Source organism: Rhodococcus sp. PD04 (assembly GCF_035918275.1).
Classification (GTDB): Bacteria; Actinomycetota; Actinomycetes; order Mycobacteriales; family Mycobacteriaceae; genus Rhodococcus; species Rhodococcus rhodochrous.
Genome location: NZ_CP142144.1, coordinates 75,260 through 91,224 on the forward strand (window position 1 = coordinate 75,260; position 15,965 = coordinate 91,224).

At 62.9% G+C, this 15,965-nt stretch carries 17 protein-coding genes; 10 read left to right on the plus strand and 7 right to left on the minus strand.

Going from position 1 to position 15,965, the window contains the following annotated elements:
• Positions 1-27: 27 nt before the first annotated feature.
• The 5 genes from U9J23_RS24755 to U9J23_RS24775 all read left to right on the plus strand — a co-directional run bounded on the left by U9J23_RS24755 (position 28) and on the right by U9J23_RS24775 (position 4,742).
• Positions 28-906 (plus strand): acetaldehyde dehydrogenase (acetylating), encoded by an 879-nt coding sequence (locus tag U9J23_RS24755; RefSeq protein WP_106201790.1) that lies wholly within the window; start codon positions 28-30, stop codon positions 904-906.
• Positions 903-1,958: a 4-hydroxy-2-oxovalerate aldolase gene (dmpG, locus tag U9J23_RS24760; protein WP_106201791.1), complete on the plus strand. Its 1,056-nt coding sequence runs from the start codon at positions 903-905 to the stop codon at positions 1,956-1,958. The genes U9J23_RS24755 and dmpG overlap by 4 nt, the downstream gene beginning before the upstream one ends.
• Positions 1,959-1,972: 14 nt before the next feature.
• Entirely contained in the window at positions 1,973-3,451 is a 1,479-nt protein-coding gene (locus U9J23_RS24765; protein WP_033098446.1) for an aldehyde dehydrogenase, read from the plus strand.
• Positions 3,452-3,538: 87 nt separating this feature from the next.
• Entirely contained in the window at positions 3,539-4,291 is a 753-nt protein-coding gene (locus U9J23_RS24770; RefSeq protein ID WP_106201792.1) for an SDR family oxidoreductase, read from the plus strand.
• A 25-nt stretch (positions 4,292-4,316) separates the two neighbouring features.
• Entirely contained in the window at positions 4,317-4,742 is a 426-nt protein-coding gene (locus U9J23_RS24775) for a tautomerase family protein (RefSeq protein WP_106201793.1), read from the plus strand.
• Positions 4,743-4,809: 67 nt separating this feature from the next.
• Here U9J23_RS24775 and nphA read toward each other — a convergent pair whose 3' ends face one another.
• The gene (gene nphA, locus U9J23_RS24780) at positions 4,810-5,337 is read right to left on the minus strand and encodes an NADH-dependent flavin reductase (RefSeq protein ID WP_272269862.1); all 528 of its coding nucleotides are present in this window, start codon (positions 5,335-5,337) and stop codon (positions 4,810-4,812) included.
• Between the two features lie 28 nt (positions 5,338-5,365).
• Positions 5,366-6,871 (minus strand): 4-hydroxyphenylacetate 3-hydroxylase family protein, encoded by a 1,506-nt coding sequence (locus U9J23_RS24785; protein ID WP_272269863.1) that lies wholly within the window; start codon positions 6,869-6,871, stop codon positions 5,366-5,368.
• A gap of 208 nt (positions 6,872-7,079) precedes the next feature.
• On the opposite strand from U9J23_RS24785, the gene U9J23_RS24790 reads away from it, so the two are divergent.
• Together U9J23_RS24790 and U9J23_RS24795 are read left to right on the plus strand one after the other, a co-directional pair.
• Positions 7,080-8,078 carry an AraC family transcriptional regulator gene (locus U9J23_RS24790; protein ID WP_326603100.1) on the plus strand — a complete coding sequence of 333 codons (999 nt, stop codon included), beginning with the start codon at positions 7,080-7,082 and terminating at the stop codon, positions 8,076-8,078.
• A gap of 366 nt (positions 8,079-8,444) precedes the next feature.
• Positions 8,445-9,470 carry an AraC family transcriptional regulator gene (locus U9J23_RS24795; RefSeq protein ID WP_106201917.1) on the plus strand — a complete coding sequence of 342 codons (1,026 nt, stop codon included), beginning with the start codon at positions 8,445-8,447 and terminating at the stop codon, positions 9,468-9,470.
• Between the two features lie 416 nt (positions 9,471-9,886).
• Here U9J23_RS24795 and U9J23_RS24800 read toward each other — a convergent pair whose 3' ends face one another.
• Genes U9J23_RS24800 through U9J23_RS24815 form a run of 4 tightly spaced genes read right to left on the minus strand, consistent with a single transcriptional unit; the run spans position 9,887 to position 12,526 of the window.
• The gene (locus tag U9J23_RS24800; protein ID WP_106201918.1) at positions 9,887-10,084 is read right to left on the minus strand and encodes a tautomerase family protein; all 198 of its coding nucleotides are present in this window, start codon (positions 10,082-10,084) and stop codon (positions 9,887-9,889) included.
• Between the two features lie 2 nt (positions 10,085-10,086).
• The gene (locus tag U9J23_RS24805; protein ID WP_106201796.1) at positions 10,087-10,875 is read right to left on the minus strand and encodes a 2-keto-4-pentenoate hydratase; all 789 of its coding nucleotides are present in this window, start codon (positions 10,873-10,875) and stop codon (positions 10,087-10,089) included.
• Positions 10,872-11,666, minus strand: coding sequence for a 2-keto-4-pentenoate hydratase (locus U9J23_RS24810; protein ID WP_024102200.1), 795 nt, complete (start codon positions 11,664-11,666; stop codon positions 10,872-10,874). Before U9J23_RS24810 ends, U9J23_RS24805 begins: the two co-directional genes overlap by 4 nt.
• A gap of 35 nt (positions 11,667-11,701) precedes the next feature.
• Complete coding sequence (locus U9J23_RS24815) at positions 11,702-12,526, minus strand: IclR family transcriptional regulator (RefSeq protein ID WP_106201919.1); 825 nt, start codon at positions 12,524-12,526, stop codon at positions 11,702-11,704.
• 624 nt (positions 12,527-13,150) lie between these two features.
• Here U9J23_RS24815 and U9J23_RS24820 point away from each other — a divergent pair.
• The 3 genes from U9J23_RS24820 to U9J23_RS24830 all read left to right on the plus strand — a co-directional run bounded on the left by U9J23_RS24820 (position 13,151) and on the right by U9J23_RS24830 (position 15,409).
• On the plus strand, positions 13,151-13,639 hold the full coding sequence (locus U9J23_RS24820) for a hypothetical protein (RefSeq protein WP_145964760.1): 489 nt from the start codon (positions 13,151-13,153) through the stop codon (positions 13,637-13,639).
• Positions 13,640-13,665: 26 nt separating this feature from the next.
• Positions 13,666-13,821, plus strand: a complete 156-nt coding sequence (locus U9J23_RS24825; protein ID WP_326603309.1) for a transcriptional regulator — start codon at positions 13,666-13,668, stop codon at positions 13,819-13,821.
• A gap of 337 nt (positions 13,822-14,158) precedes the next feature.
• Positions 14,159-15,409 (plus strand): IS256 family transposase, encoded by a 1,251-nt coding sequence (locus U9J23_RS24830; protein WP_106201760.1) that lies wholly within the window; start codon positions 14,159-14,161, stop codon positions 15,407-15,409.
• Here the strand turns inward: U9J23_RS24830 and U9J23_RS24835 are convergent.
• Entirely contained in the window at positions 15,402-15,962 is a 561-nt protein-coding gene (locus U9J23_RS24835; protein WP_326603108.1) for a ClbS/DfsB family four-helix bundle protein, read from the minus strand. The two genes, U9J23_RS24830 and U9J23_RS24835, sit on opposite strands and share 8 nt — an antisense overlap.
• Positions 15,963-15,965: the final 3 nt, after the last annotated feature.

Here is a 15,965-nt window from a genome sequence, read left to right on the forward strand (position 1 = left end):
CCCGAGAGTTCAGGGAAGGCCGCACAGATGAGTCGATTGAAAGCTGCGATCGTCGGATCCGGCAACATCGGAACAGACTTGATGTACAAGTTGCTGCGATCCGAGCACGTCGATCCCATGTACATGATCGGTATCGATCCGACCAGCGAGGGGCTCGAACGAGCCCGACAGGAAGGCCTCGAGGCCTCCGCAAAGGGAATCGACTGGCTGCTCAACCGGCCCGACCTTCCCGACGTGGTCTTCGAAGCGACATCAGCGAAAGTCCACGCCGCCGCTGCCCCGCGCTACGCCGAAGCCGGCATCCGCGCGATCGATCTGACACCTGCCTCAGTGGGCCCGTACGTGGTGCCGGCCGTGAACCTCAGCACGCACCTGGACGCGCCGAACGTGAACATGGTCAGTTGCGCCGGCCAGGCCACCATCCCGATCCTGTATGCCATCAACGAGGTCGCCGACGCGTCCTACGGCGAGATCGTCGCTGCCATCGCCTCGCACAGCGCCGGACCCGGCACCCGGCAGAACCTCAGCGAATTCAGCGAAAAAACCGGCAAGGCACTTGCCCAGGTCGCCGGAGCCGATCGAGCCAAGGCCATCTCGGTGATCAACCCAGCCGAACCACCGATGAACATGCGCGACACAGTCTACGCCAAAGTCCGCAACCCCGACCCGGCCGCGATCGAGCGCGCGGTGATCGACATGGTCGCCAAGGTCCGGCAGTACGTCCCCGGCTACACCCTGCGCCTGGTCGACGTCGACGGCGACCAGGTCACCGTCATGCTCGAGGTCGTCGGCGCCGGCGACTTCTTGCCCACCTACGCCGGAAATCTCGACATCATCACCGCCGCCGCCGTGCAGGTCGCCGACGTCATGGCCCAGCGCAACCTCGTCAAGGAAGCAATCCAGTGACCACCACCGCCACCACCGACACACCCCGCAAGGTCACCCTCGTCGACACCACGCTGCGTGACGGCATGTCGTCGGTCTCGCATCAGTTCACCACGCAGAACGTCGCCGATATCGCCCGCGGACTCGATCAGGCCGGCATCCCGACCATCGAGGTCGCCCACGGCATCGGCCTCGGCGCCTCGTCCATCCAGTACGGCTTCGCCGCCGCCACCGACCCCGAGTACGTGCGCGCCGCGGTCGACGCCGTCGACAACGCCGACATCGCCGCGCTCTACGTGCCAGGCATCGCCACCCTCGCCGAACTGCAAAGAGCGATCGACGCGGGCATCAAAACCGTCCGGGTAGCGGTGCACTGCACCGAAGCCGACTGCGGCCAGCAACCCATCGAATGGGCAAAAGAACAAGGCCTCAACGTCATGACGTTCCTGATGATGAGCCACAAACTCGACCCCGAGCCGCTCGCCGAGCAAGCCGCCAAGCTCGATTCCTACGGCGCCGACGTCGTCTACGTCGTCGACTCTGCCGGCGCCATGGTGCCGCAGCACGCCGGCGAGCGCGTCGCCGCGCTGCGGCAGGCGATCTCCGCCGACATCGGCTTCCACGCCCACAACAACCTCGGGGTCGGTATCGCCAACGCTCTGGCCGCCGCGGAGAACGGGGCGACATTCATCGACGGATCTCTGCGCGGGCTCGGCGCCAGCGCCGGCAACGCCCAGACCGAGGTATTGGCCGCCGCGTTCGAACGAGCCGGCTGGGACACCGGCGTCGACCTGTTCACACTCATCGACACCGCCGAGCACATCGTCGCGCCGCTGATGAAAGAACCCCAGATCGTCGACGAGACCGCGCTGATCCTCGGCTACGCCGGTGTCTACTCGACGTTCTTCCACCCCACCAAACGCGCCGCGAAGAAATTCGGTGTCTCCACCCGCGACATCCTGATCGAACTCGGCCGACGCGGTGTCATCGGCGGCCAGGAGGACATGATCATCGACGTCGCCTCCGAGCTCGCCGGCCGCACCTACGAACTCCCGGCCCGCGCCGGAGTCTGACACAGGAGACTGTCATGACCCACACCCACAACGCACCGTCGACCACACAGGTCCGTCATCTCATCGGCGGCGAATGGAAGCACGCATCGGACGGAGCAACTTTCGAATCGATCGATCCGCACGACGGGTCGCTACTCGGTGTCGTACCCAAGGGCACCGCCGAAGACGGACAAGCAGCGATCACCGCCGCCCGCCACGCCTTCGACAGCGGACCCTGGCCACAGATGTCGCCGAAGGAACGCGCAAAGATCCTGCACGCGGTCGCCGACAAGGTCGACGAGCACCGCGAAGAACTCGCCCAGCTCGAAACCCGCGACGGCGGTAAGGGCATCAACCAGTCCCTGCACGCCGAAATCCCGCGCGTGGCGCACAACCTGCGGTTCTTCGCCGACTACGCGTCGATGGCCGCCAACGAGGCCTACCCCGACGGGGATCTGCTGTCCTATGTGCTCTACCCGCCTGCCGGCGTGGTCTCGGCGATCAGCCCCTGGAACGCACCCCTGATGCTGGCCACCTGGAAGATCGCGCCCGCCCTGGCGTTCGGCAACACCGCAATCCTCAAACCGGCACCCCAAACCCCACTGACTGCACACCGCTTCGCCGAACTCGCACTCGAAGCCGGACTGCCCGACGGAGTACTCAACGTAGTACATGGCTTCGGTGGCGAAGCCGTCGCCGGCCCGCTGACCTCCGATCCGCGAGTCGACCGGATCACCTTCACCGGGTCGAGTGCCACAGGAGTCAAGATCCTGCAGGCAGCAGCACCCAACCACACGCCGGTCTCGGCCGAGATGGGCGGCAAGTCCGCAAACATCATCTTCGCCGACGCCGACCTCGACGTGGCCGTACCGATGTCGATCCGGGCGATCTTCGGCGGCAACGGACAGGTGTGCCTGGCCGGATCCCGACTGCTCGTGCAGAACAGCATCATGGACGAGTTCCTCGAGCGGTTCGTCGACGAGGCGAACAAGCTCAGCGTCGGCGATCCGAAGGATCCGTCGAACTTCATCGGCCCGCTCATCGAACAACGCCATCTCGACAAAGTCCACGGCTATGTCGAACTCGCGCAGCAGGAAGGCGGGAAAGTCGTCACCGGCGGCGCCCGTCTGACCGGCGACGCCCACGCCAAGGGCTTCTACTATCCCCCCACCGTCATCACTGGGCTGACCAACGACTCCCGAACCGCGCAAGAGGAGATCTTCGGGCCCGTCGAAACCGTCCTGGGTTTCGACACAGAAGACGAGGCACTGCGCATCGCCAACGACTCACGCTATGGCCTGGCCGGGATGCTGTTCACCCAGAACCTCGACCGCGCCCACCGGATGGCCGCGCGCTGGAAGGCCGGCACCGTATGGATCAACTGCTTCTTCGAACGCGACCTGCGTCTCCCCTTCGGAGGCGAAGGCGCCAGCGGCCTGGGACGTGAAGGCGGTCAGTACTCCCGCGACTTCTTCACCGAACCGCGCGCCGTGACCCTTCGGCTGCGCGGCTGATCCGGTCCTTCGACTCATTCACGTGGGCGGCCGGTGCAGTAGGTGCTGCACCGGCCGTCCCCGTTCCTCCCCGAGGAGTAATCACCCGTGACCTGCCCCAAGTTGTGTGTCGTCGTCGGCGCCACCGGTGCGATGGGCACCGAGTTCACCCGACGCCTGGTCCGTCGAGGCCTACGCGTGATCGCGGTCGCGCGCAACGCCGAAGACCTCAAAACCCTTGCAGCCGAAAACAGCCTGATCATCCCCTGTGTCGCCGACATCAGCGACGACAGTGCGATCGAGGCGATCTCCGCCTATGTCGACGCGCCGATCCGGATGGCCGTGTTCGCCGCGGGTCTGCCGGTACGTGGTTCCGCCGACACCATCAGCCCCGGCGATCTTGCTGTAGGGGCGAACATCAAGGTCGGCGGGCTGGTACGGCTGCTGCACGCGGTCCGCGGCCAGCTGGTCCCCGGATCGCGATTCGTCGCCGTCGCCGGATCGCTCGGTTTCGAACCCGGCCCGCTCGACGCCGCGCCGGGCACCGTCAACGCCGCAGTGTTCAATCTGATGCGCCAGCTCAGCGCCCTGTACGGACCGAAGGGCATCACCACACACACCATCGCGCCCGGCCCGGTCGACACGCCACGGCTCCGCAAATTCGTCGAAACCGAAGCCGCCGAGACCGGCCGCGATCTCGACACCATTTGGGAGCGCTACCGCGCCAAGACCACGCTCGGCCGGTTACCGACGCTGGACGAGCTCGGCTGGATCCTCGAGATGCTGCTCGCCCCCGAGGCGAGCGTGCTGCACGGCAGCGTCCTCAACGTCGACGCCGGCACACGCCACGGCGTCCAGTAGAGCACCACTCCCGAAAGGCCCTCTCATGCCTGTCGCACATTTCCATCTGCTCGACGGACGGTTCAGCGCCGAGCAGCGGCACCGTCTGCTTGTCGAGGCGAGCCACTGCTATTCGGAGGTTATCGACTCCCCGCTCGAACGAGTTCGGACCTTCATCGTCCGCTACACCGCCGATGATGTCGCGGTCGCCGGCGCGGTTGCCTCCGAGAGCAGCACGGCTGCACCGTACTTCACAGCCATCGTGCTGGCGGGTCGTCCCCGCGCACAGCGCGAGGAGCTCGCGGCCCGGTTCACCGACCTGATCGTCGATGTGCTCGGAGTGCCGCGTTCGGTCGTCCGTGGTCGGATCATCGAGGTGGACCCGGCGAACTGGTTCATCGGCGGCCACTCAGCAGCGGGGGTGCGCGCTGACGAAATTGCCGCTCGCGCGAGCAGCGGATCGTCCATCTGATCTACCCGATACCGCAAGGGGGTGGGATCGACCTTCGGCGATCCCACTCCCTGTCCGAGGGGTTTGCTCAGAACCCCCACGGGTCGTCGCGCAGCAACTCGAGCGAGCGGAAGCTACCGGTGTAGAAGACGAGCGGGTGTCCGTCGTCGTACCACAGTTGCTCCACTCGGCCCACGTGCAACGTGTGGTCACCGGCGGGATACGAGGCGTCCACCGAACAGGCCAGGTGCACCAGCGCGCCTTCGAGGAGAGGAACCTCCCGACGCCAGACGAATCGCACCAGATCGGGTTGATGGGCAGCTCCTGCGAAGTGCAGTGACAACGGCTCCTGATCTGTCGCCAGGATGGAAACACCGTACTTGCCGGTCTTGTTGATCCGCTCGTTCATCTTGGCTCGGTTCGCGATGGATATCAGAACAAGCGGGGGGTCGAGCGAAACGGAGGTGAATGCGTTGGCCGTCATACCGTGCACCGACGCGTCGTCCTCGCTTTCGGCGGTGGTGACGATGGTGACGCCGCTGGCGAATCGGCCGAGGGCCTTCCGCATCTGCAGGGGGGTGACCTCGATCTCGCCGTTCGGGGTGTTGTCGGTCATGGTCGTGCTCGTCATCGTCGCGTCCCGTTCAACCACGCACGATCTTCAGATCGTCATTGTTGATCAAGTCCGGACGTGTCCACCCGTCGACGTTGTACTCGGACATGCACTGCTCGGCGAAGCCCTTGAGCTCGGTATCCAGTCCCTGGGCCTGGTAGGCGAACAATGTCTGGAAGCGGACGGCCTCGTGGTCGCCACCGTAGTTGCGCTCGTACAGCTCGTGCCGACCTCCGAACTCGGTGCCCACGGCATCCCACAGCAGCTTGAGCAGCTGCACACGATCGATAGCGGTGATGCCGTTGGACCCGCGCACGTACTGGTCGAGGTAGGGCCGGATTTCGGGGTTACCCCAGTCGCTCGAATGCGAATTCAGGTAGATCAAGCTGCTACCGAGCGTCTGCTGGATGATCTCCTTGATCCGCGGATAGCCCACCCCCATGAACGTGCGATAGGCCAGACCGTAGTTCAGGTTCGGCTGCACAGCCCCGTTCACCCACTCATCGGGAGACTTGGCCATCGCATCCGACAAGCCCCAGAACATATCGCGCCAGTTGAGGATCTCGCCGATCTGCATCTGGACACCACGAAAATTGTTGGTACCTGTCGTCTCCACCGCCTTCAGAACACAGCCGGCGATGAAGTCGAGCTTGACCGCCAAGCGTGCACAACCATGGAACATGAACCGAGCCATGAACCCGGACTTCGTCACAAATCCGTTCGTGGTGTCCGCGTCATAGGCAAACACGTTCTCCCACGGAACCAGCACACGATCGAACACCATGATCGCGTCGTTCTCGTCGAAGCGGCTCGACAAGGGATTATCGAATGGGCTGCCCATCACTGCAGCGTTCATCTCGTAGGACGTCCGACAGAACAGCTTCAAGCCCGGCGAGTCCATCGGAACAGTGAAGATCAACCCGAACTTCTTGCTGCGCAGCGGAAGTCCATAATGGGCAATGAAATTGGCATTGGTGATCGCAGAGCCGGTCGCCACCACCTTGGCGCCGGAAACGATCACGCCGGCGTCGGTTTCCTCCACCACATGTACGCAGATGTCCGCGGTCTCGTCGGCAGGCTTATCACGGTCGATGGGCGGATTGACGATCGCGTGATTGAGATAGAGCACCCGCTCCTGCGCCTTCTTGTACCAGTCGAGTGCGTTCTGCCTGTACTCACCGTAGAAGTCCGCGTTGGCACCGAGGGTCCCGAGGAAAGAGGCCTTGTAGTCGGGCGACCGGCCCATCCACCCGTACACCTCACGTTGCCACGCGACAATCGCGTCGCGGGACAGAAGAAGATCGTCGGAATTGTGGGCGGTCTTGAAGAACGGGTGCGTGAATCCACCGTTACCCGTATCGGTCGGCACCGCCAGCACCCCCTGGGCTTCGGGGGTATGAAGCGCGTCGTACATCCGAGCGATCGAGCGAACCGAATTCCGGAAAGCCGGATGAGTCGTGACATCCGGGACACGTTCTCCGCGGAAATACACTTCGCGTCCATCCTTCAAGGACTCGATGTACTCCGCGCCGGTCATCGGCCGGACATCATTGGGGGTTCCGGTGGAGGTCTCGAGAATAGTTGGCGTCGTCACGTGCTCACTCCTGTTGTCGAGCTCAGACCGAGACGGTGTTCTCGGCCGATGCGAATCCAGGCGCCGCTCCGAGGCAATTCCGTACTCGACGGTCCGTACAGAGCCAGCTCCCTGTGACACGGAACACTAGATTCCGGAGGTACCGATAAACATGACTGAGCGCGAACGATGGAGTGACTCCACGCGCAAATCCACCAAACCCACTGTGGTATCTCTCGATACGCGAGGACTCGACTCCACGGAAGGCCGTAATCTGTGGGCGAACACCGTCGGCACCCTCTATTGCGAGTCGGACCTGGCATGGCCCAATCCACGCCAACCGTTCATCGCAGAATGGGGCGGTCACCCCATCGTAGAACTGCATGTCAGCACGATGCGCGCGGACGTCCACTCGGTCATCCGTTCGCCGGCGATGGTGCGCTCGGACGACGCGGGAGACTTCCTCGTGTTGGTGGTGACCGAAGGTAACGTCCGCGTCACCCAGAACGGACGCAGCGGGGTTCTCGAGCAGGGATCGTTCGCGTTACTGGACTGCGCCGCCCCGTTCGAATTCGAAGCCGAGTCGAATTTTCGTCAGGTAGTCATCGACACTCCCAGACCCCTACTCGAAGCGCGGTTACCCCAGCGAGCACTCGAGCAGGGAACCGGGCTGCCCATCAGTGGGATCTCGGGAACAGGCCGACTCGTGAGCAGGTTCCTCCTCGACGTCGCTGAACAGGACCGGACACTGCCGACGGGGTCAGCGGTCTCGATATCATCCGTCGCTCTCGACCTGCTGGTCACCGCCCTCACCGACAGCGCCACCGAGACTGACCCGACGAAGATCAGTCACGCGCGCGATCTGGCCGAAGTGCAGCGGATCGTCGAGCGACAGCTACACGATCCCGCATTATCACTATCCAGGGTCGCTGCAGAAGCGGGGATGTCTGTGCGACACATTCAGAACCTTTTCCGTGAGCAAGGCACGACCCCCCGCGCCTGGCTGTACCGCACACGGGTGGAGCGAGCACGTAAGTACCTCCTGAGCACTGATCTGACAGTCGCCGAAGTGAGTGAGCAATCAGGCTTTCGCGATGTGTCCCATTTCAGCCGCACATTCCGCGCCGCATACGGTTCCAGCCCTGGCCGTTATCGAACCGAACACCGCTGACCCACACAGGTGGCCCGATTCGCTCCGGGCCACCTCCGCGGCTCATGCCGACAGTCGAGCCGGTCCTGCGCCCTCTACCGCGAACTCTTCCGTCGAGACAGTTCGCGAGATCGACACCGATGCATGCCGACTACGCGGACGTAGGACACGGGTGCTTCGCGGCGAAGTCGAGCGTCATGGGGTTCCGGTCGGTGTCACTCCTTTAGGTGATCCAATCGGCCCAGGCGGAGCAGCGCGGGTCACGATCTACTCCGTTCGGGACGAGTGCGGACGTGGAACCTGTGGGCTTGACTCCGGGGAGCGAATACCTCCTACATTCGAAGCCGGTGTGATCTGCAACACTAGAATGTGGAGGTGAGCAGCGACATGACCGACAGTGCACAGAACAATGACTCCGATTGCACCGACAAGGCCAACCCCAAGGTCGTACTCAGCACACGCGATCTCGAATCGAGCGAGGTACGTTCGCGGTGGATAGACACACTCGACTCGACATACTGCGAACTCGACGTCGACTGGCCTGACATATCGGACTCGTTCGGGGCGGAACTGTCGGTGCGTCCCTTCGTCGACGTCACAGTCAGTGTCGTACGCGCAGACCCACACACAGTAATCCGCACCCCGAACATGATCTCGTCCGATCCCAACGACGACTACCTACTGTGCTTGATCACGAGCGGTACAGCGGTCATCGGTCAACACTCTCGGTCCGCAAAGCTCGAAAGCGGGGCGTTCGGAATCCTCGACTCATCGGCGCCGTTCATCGTCGACGCCCAGACCGAGTTCGAGCAGATTGTCGTCCGCGCCCCGCGCGCGGTGTTTGCGCCACATCTTCCCCTGGACGCCGTAGCGGAGATTACCGGAGAAGGTTTTTCCGGCCGCAGCGGCATCAGCCGATACGTCTCTCGCCTATTCGTCGACATGGCAACTGACGACTCCCTCCTTTCGCCCAACTCCTCAGCCTCCGTTGCCGCGTGCGCGATGGACCTACTCGTATCCGCCATCAGTGAACGCACAACTCCGTTCAACACCACCAAACGAGTTCACAACAAGGACCTTCGAGTCATACAGCAGGCAATGCAACGACACATGACAGACCCCGATTGCTCGATCAGCGACCTTGCAGCCGAACTGGGAATGTCCGTGCGGTACATCCACAAACTTTTCAGCGCAGCAGGCACGACACCACGCACATGGCTGAATCAACAGCGGCTCGAGCGAGCTCGCAAACTCTTGTTGAGCACCGACGCCACGATCTCTACCATCAGCGTCCGCGTAGGTTTCCGCGATGTCTCGCATTTCAGTCGAGCGTTCCGACGTCGCTTCGGGATCAGCCCACTGCACTTCCGCATGCAGCAACTCGGCACCAGCACCGGCAGCGACAACGGGTGACCAGACCGCCACGTTCTGACATAGAGCCCTCATCATGTACCCCAATAGCGATTGCCGCACTCCCGCAACGGAGTTCATCAACCACTGGTAAGCCCTTGAGCAATCTCGTCTACCCGGCGTGCTGGCGCGTCCGCAAATCGGACGCGCCGGCACCAGCGTTGAATCTCGTCGACTCCCTCGTAGATTTCCGACGATCTCGCCTGCGACGACCAACCGCAGCCATCTGCGACGTTGCTCGCCTGTCCCCGGTCAAGGGCATTGCCGGCGAGGACGTGTCGTCGTCATAGCGACTCCCCGAACGAGAAAAGGAACAGGGCGGTCCGTCCCAACCCCGATCTACTTGGCCCTTGCACTCATCGTCTTGTCCCGACTCGCTTGCATTGACACGAAAATCGTTCGGGATAATCAAGCGAAAGTCATTGAGCAGGAGATCGTTCTGCAATCGTCACATCACCGGCGGCAAAGTGAGTAGCCGGAACTTCACGCAGCACCACCCGAATATTGCTCAACGGCGCGTCCACGGCCCGCTGGGCGGCAACGGTGAGTTCATGTATCAGTGCGCGGAGCTGTTCGGGCGAACGCCCTGCGGAAATAGTCACGTCGATGAACGGCATCATCAGCCTCCTGACACATTTACGGTACCGAGATGAGTGAAGTGAGCAGCGATCCGCGCCCCGAGCCGGATCGGAACCGCATCCGTCATCCCCCCGGTGAGGATCACCCAGCCCGGCTCGATTGCCAGGCCACGCTCGGCGAGGGTGTTCGCCGCGAAAGCCAGTGCCTCCGCCGGATGGCCGTGCACAGCAGCTCCCGTCGCTGAGTCGACGATTTCTCCATCGACTTCGAGCAAGCAGGCTTCGAGACCGAGGTCCAGCGAATCCGGCCGCACACTGATGGGACCGGTGACGTACCGGCCGGACGAATTGTTGTCCGCGACAGCATCCATCATGGAGAACTTGTAACCCGAGAACCGGCTGTCGATGATTTCGATCGCACCGACCACATGGTCGACCGCCGCGAGCGCAGTCGCCGCCGAGACCCCTGGCCCTTCGAGCCGACGCCCCATGACGAACGCAATCTCCGGTTCGGCACGCGCGTGGATCATCTTCTCCCGAGGCACCGGCTCACCGATCGGAAGGATCATCGCGTCCGTCAACCACGCCGTCGACGGCGAGTCGACTCCCACCTGACGCTGCTTCGCCTTGGAGGTCACACCCAGTTTGACACCGGTGACCCTCTCCCCCCGCGAGATCCGCATCTGCAGCGCAATATCTTGAGCCTCATACGCCGCGGCCAGATCGAGACCGTCCCACTCTGCGAAGATCGACGTCTGCGCGACGCCGCTATCCTCCGCTCGTATAAGAACATCGGCCACTTTGGCCGGGCTCCATAGTTGCTCGGTCACTGTTCGTCCTTTCCGCCGAGCACGGCGGTGACGGTGCCGAGCCCACTGATAGTCGCAACGATGGAATCGCCGGGTGCGACAGGATACGCACCGGTCATCGAGCCGGGCAGCACCACATGCCCCGGCTCGAGGGTCACGCCGAGCGGACCCACCGTGTTGGCCAGCCACACCAGCGCACTGAGCGGTGACCCGAGAACTGCGCCACCGGCACCGGTTGCGACGAGCTCGCCGTTGATGTGCAGGTTACAGCCAGCCAGACGCAGATCCAGCTGGTCCAACGAGACCGGGCAACTGCCGAGTATGACCCCGCCGGATGAGGCGTTGTCGGCGATGGTGTCGAAAATTCCGATCTTCCAGTCCTTGATCCGCGAATCCACGATCTCCAGTGCAGGTAGGACGAAATCCACTGCCCGCGCTGCCTCTGCGGCAGTCACGCCTGGGCCGGCCAGTGGACGACCGAGGACGAATGCAATCTCCGGTTCGATACGCGGTTGCAGAAATGTGCCGCTGGCGATGGGATGGTGCTCCAGATGAAACATGCTCTGGGTGAGATGCCCGAAGTCGGGCTGGTCGACCCCCATCTGTCGCTGAATTGCTCGCGACGCGAGGCCTACCTTGTGTCCCTTGACGACATCGCCGGCCGATGTCCACTGCTCTACCTGCGCCTGCTGGATGCGGTATGCCACTTCTAGGGACGCGTCGGGATACTCGGGTGTCAGCGGGTCGATCGGCTCGGCGGTGCGATACGCGTCGAGCAGACGATCCGCTGCCTTCTGAACAGCAATATCCATAGTTCCTCGGTTGTGTCGTGCGGTTGATACAGATGTCAGGACGCTCGGGGACAGCTACCGACCGGCTCCAGCGATGGGTGGTTCCGGGATTCGAGTGGAACGACGTCCGCCGCCTCGGCAATAGAGCGAGTGATCTTGTTTGCGGCAGCGATCACAGCACGCTCGAGTTGAGCTCGCCGCGAAGCGAATCGGGTGGCCGGAACACTTATACTCACTGCAGCCACCACCGAACCCATGTCGTCACGAACCGGTGCGGCGACACAGTGCACCTCCGACACCGTCTCGCCCATGTCCACCGCGACACCAGTTGAGCGAGTCATTTCCAGAGCGTCGGCGAGGGCATGCGGACTCGTAGTCGTCGACGGTGTTAGTCGCCGTAATGGACGCGCTGTCAAGTACCGCTGCAATTCAGTCTTGTCGAGTTGCGCGAGCAGGACCTTGCCCACAGCTGTGGAGTGGGCATCGAGCCGGGTACCCACTCGAGCCCCCTGCACGGTGATGTTGTGCGTACCGATCACCTTGTCGACGTAGAGGACACTCCAGCGTTCCATGATGGCCAGGTGTGTCGTCTCTCCATAGTTCTCGACCAGCTCCTCCAACACAGGAGCGGAACAAGAACGTACGTCCACAGTGCTGCGGAGCGTTTCCCCGAGTTCGACGATGCGCCAGCCGAGCCGGTATCGGCCGCGATTCCGGCACTGCAACAACCCGGTGTCGACGAGACTGGCCAGCAAAGCATGAGCACTCGACCGGGGCACGTCGATGGCCGCTGCAACTTCCGAAACACCCCATTCCGGACGCTGAACTGTGAACAGATCGAGCACCGGACCAATCTTTTGCACTGTTTGCAGACCAGCCATGCCGACAGCCACCTTTCAAAGTTCAATCTGGATGACGGTTGAGCAACCCCGTCGCATCACTGTGAGGTGGAACACTAGGTGGCCGAGCAGAGAACGAACATGTCCTGAAGCGCACGAATGAATGACCCGAAGCGCACGAGCCACGATCTACGGCCCACCGAGCTACCTTCGATCCCCCGTGGCACTGATAGCACAGCAAGTGCGTATCTCCCGCGGGACTGATGGCCTACCGGCTCTCCCGACTCGACTGGACCGGCCCTCCCCGACCGAACGCAAGATCCATGGCTACGAACAGTTTGGTGATGACGCCGCAGACGCGGCGCACCGACTCGTCGTGTCCGCACCGTCATGCCGACCACACAGGAGCTACCGGCGCCCGACGAACATCGACGCACCCTGCAGGAGCAGTTGGCAGCAGAGCTTGTTGTGAAAAAAGTGGCCGTTGCGGTCCGTACTCGATGAGAGTCGCAACGCCCAGTTGGAGCACACACAGACCAGCGCCCGGAAGGTCACGAGCCACACGCCACACAACAGTGCGAAGCAAGCCACTACTTGCCAAACAGAAAAGTCGCAATGAACCTACTTTCCCGACCGGCAGGTAGCCCTCAGGAAGCAGGCACCATCGTGAACCATGAACGTGACGAAGCCCTTGACGCGTTGCGGGAAATCCACGCCCGCCGAAGCCAGATTCTCGCTACGACCCGACCGGCCCAACTGCCCCGGTCCTATCTGATCACCACCGCACTGGCGTTCACCGCGGTAGGTATCAGCACCGACCTGACCGTCCCGCTACGCCCGATCGTGCAACTGGCCGCCCTCCTGTGCCTGTTGGCGGCAGTAGCCACCCTCACCGGCGGCGCACCGGCCCGGCCGAACCGCACCGAAGTGCGCACCTCCCCGCAAGCAGCAACCGGAGTCGTCGTGCTGGCCGTCGGCGCTCTCGCCGGAGCAGGCGCCGTCCGGGCGGGCCTGCCCCTGGCCCGGATCACTCGGTGGATTGGCCGCCGCGATGACCTGGCTTACGTTGGCACCGCTGGCCCATCGACGCTCCATCCGGCCGGGACGTCCTGCATGAACCCCCCGTCGTGCAGCCGGACGGATTCAACGAGCTGATCCACGCTCCCCCGCGCCTGTCCCTGATGTCCCTGCTCGCACCTACCGAATGGACCGAATTCGTTTACCTACGCGACACTCTCCATCTCAGCGACTCCGCTCTGAGCAAACAGTTGACGCTCCTCCAGCACGCCGGCTATGTGCACGTCCAGTGGAACGCCACGGAGCCAGCCGCCCCGTGACAGCGGCGCTCACTCCCCTCGGGCGCCAAGCATTCACCGATCACGTCGCCGCCCTGCGCGCCTTGCTGGACCTTCACTGACACGAGCGTCAACATGGGGGACACCTGAACTCGAGACGGCTCGTCGTAGTCCGTATTCCCGGCGCGCTGTGCGACGTTCCTGGCATAGGCGATACGGACTGTTCGGGGGACGACTGCACCGCCGACTGATCACCGGACACCGTCGACAACGGTCAGAGAGCGCGAAGCCAACGCCGAATTCGGGGGACTGTCTGAATAACGGTGGATCCGGGTTGGCCTGACACGCCGAGCAGCGAGCTTGGCGGGAAGGATCGACCATGACGGAAACACTGGAGCCCATGGCGGACGAGGTGAACCAGCTGGAGTTGGCGCAGCAGCTGCTGGCCCAGGCCAAAGAGCAGGGCATAGAGCTGATGGGCCCGAACGGACTGCTCGGGCAGTTGACGAAGAACGTGCTCGAAACCGCCCTGGATGCGGAGATGACCGAGCACCTCGGCTACGAGAAGAACGACCCGGCCGGACGCGGCAGCGGCAACTCCCGCAACGGCACCAGATCGAAGACGGTGCTCACCGAGATCGGCCCGGTCGAGATCGACGTCCCGAGGGACACCGACTCGAGCTTCGAACCGAAGATCGTGCGCAAACGGCAACGGCGGCTGACCGGCATCGACGAGATCGTGCTTTCCCTCAGCGCGAAAGGGCTGACCACCGGAGAGATCTCGGCGCACTTTCAGGACATCTACGGAGCGTCGGTGTCGAAGGACACCATCTCCCGGATCACCGACAAGGTGCTCGAGGAAATGACCGAATGGCAGAACCGGCCCCTCGATCGGGTATATCCGGTGGTGTTCATCGACGCCATCCACGTCAAGATCCGCGACGGTCAGGTCACCAACCGACCGATCTACGTCGCGATCGGGGTGAGCGTCAATGGCGAACGCGACATCTTGGGGTTGTGGGCCGGCGACGGCGGGGAAGGCGCGAAGTTCTGGCTGGCGGTGCTCACCGAGATCAAGAACCGCGGAGTCGCTGATGTGTGCATCGTCGTCTGCGACGGGCTCAAGGGTCTGCCGGATGCGATCAATACGGTGTGGGAACTGGCGGTGGTGCAGACCTGCATCATTCACCTGATCCGCAACACTTTTCGGTTCGCACCACGTCAGCATTGGGACGAGATCTCCCGCGATCTCAAGCCGATCTATACCGCTCCGACCGAGGCCGCGGCCAAGGAACGGTTCGTCGAGTTCGCCACCAAATGGGGGCCGAAGTATCCGGCGATCGTGCGGTTGTGGGAGAACGCCTGGAGCGAGTTCGTGCCGTTCCTCGACTACGACATCGAGATCCGACGGGTGATCTGCTCGACGAACGCGATCGAGTCGATCAATGCCCGCTACCGGCGGGCGATCCGCGCCCGTGGGCATTTCCCGACCGAGCAGGCCGCGCTGAAGTGTCTCTATCTCGCGACGCGGGCTCTGGACCCCACCGGTCGGGGTAGGGCACGATGGGCGATGAGGTGGAAGCCTGCCCTCAATGCCTTCGCGATCACTTTCGAAGGACGCATCAACTAACCGATGCCAGGCCGGATCCACCGTTTATCGGACACTCCCGAATTCGGTTACGTGCGTTTGTATACGGTGAGAGAGTATTCAACGAGATCATACGTCCCATAGTCCATTTACCGTACCAGGGCGAGCCGTAGAGTTCCTCGTCGGAGTAACCCTCGACCAGTTCCATGATCTTTCTCTTTGCATCGGCGAGTCGAAGACGCAGACTCGCCCAGGACTCGTCCTGATGCTCGGCATAGTAGCGTTGCGCCAGTAGCCCGAGCTCGTTCCACTTGATTCCCTGAGCTGGAAATTCGTCGGGCAACCCAGCAGCGCGGCGTTGGTGCCAGGTCAAAACCTGTTCATTCCACCCGATCAGATACGCCACCAAATCGGCCGGGCTCATCGAAGTGCCCTTGACGTGCCCTTCGAGGACAGCCTCGCGCACCGACTCCGGCGGCACCCGGTCGAGGTCATCGCAGAGCCGGGAGAACGCCTTTTCGATCCCAGAAATGAGTTCACTTCTGGACGCAGGAACTACCACATCTTCCTTCTTTCTGTGCGGTCCGAAAGCCACACC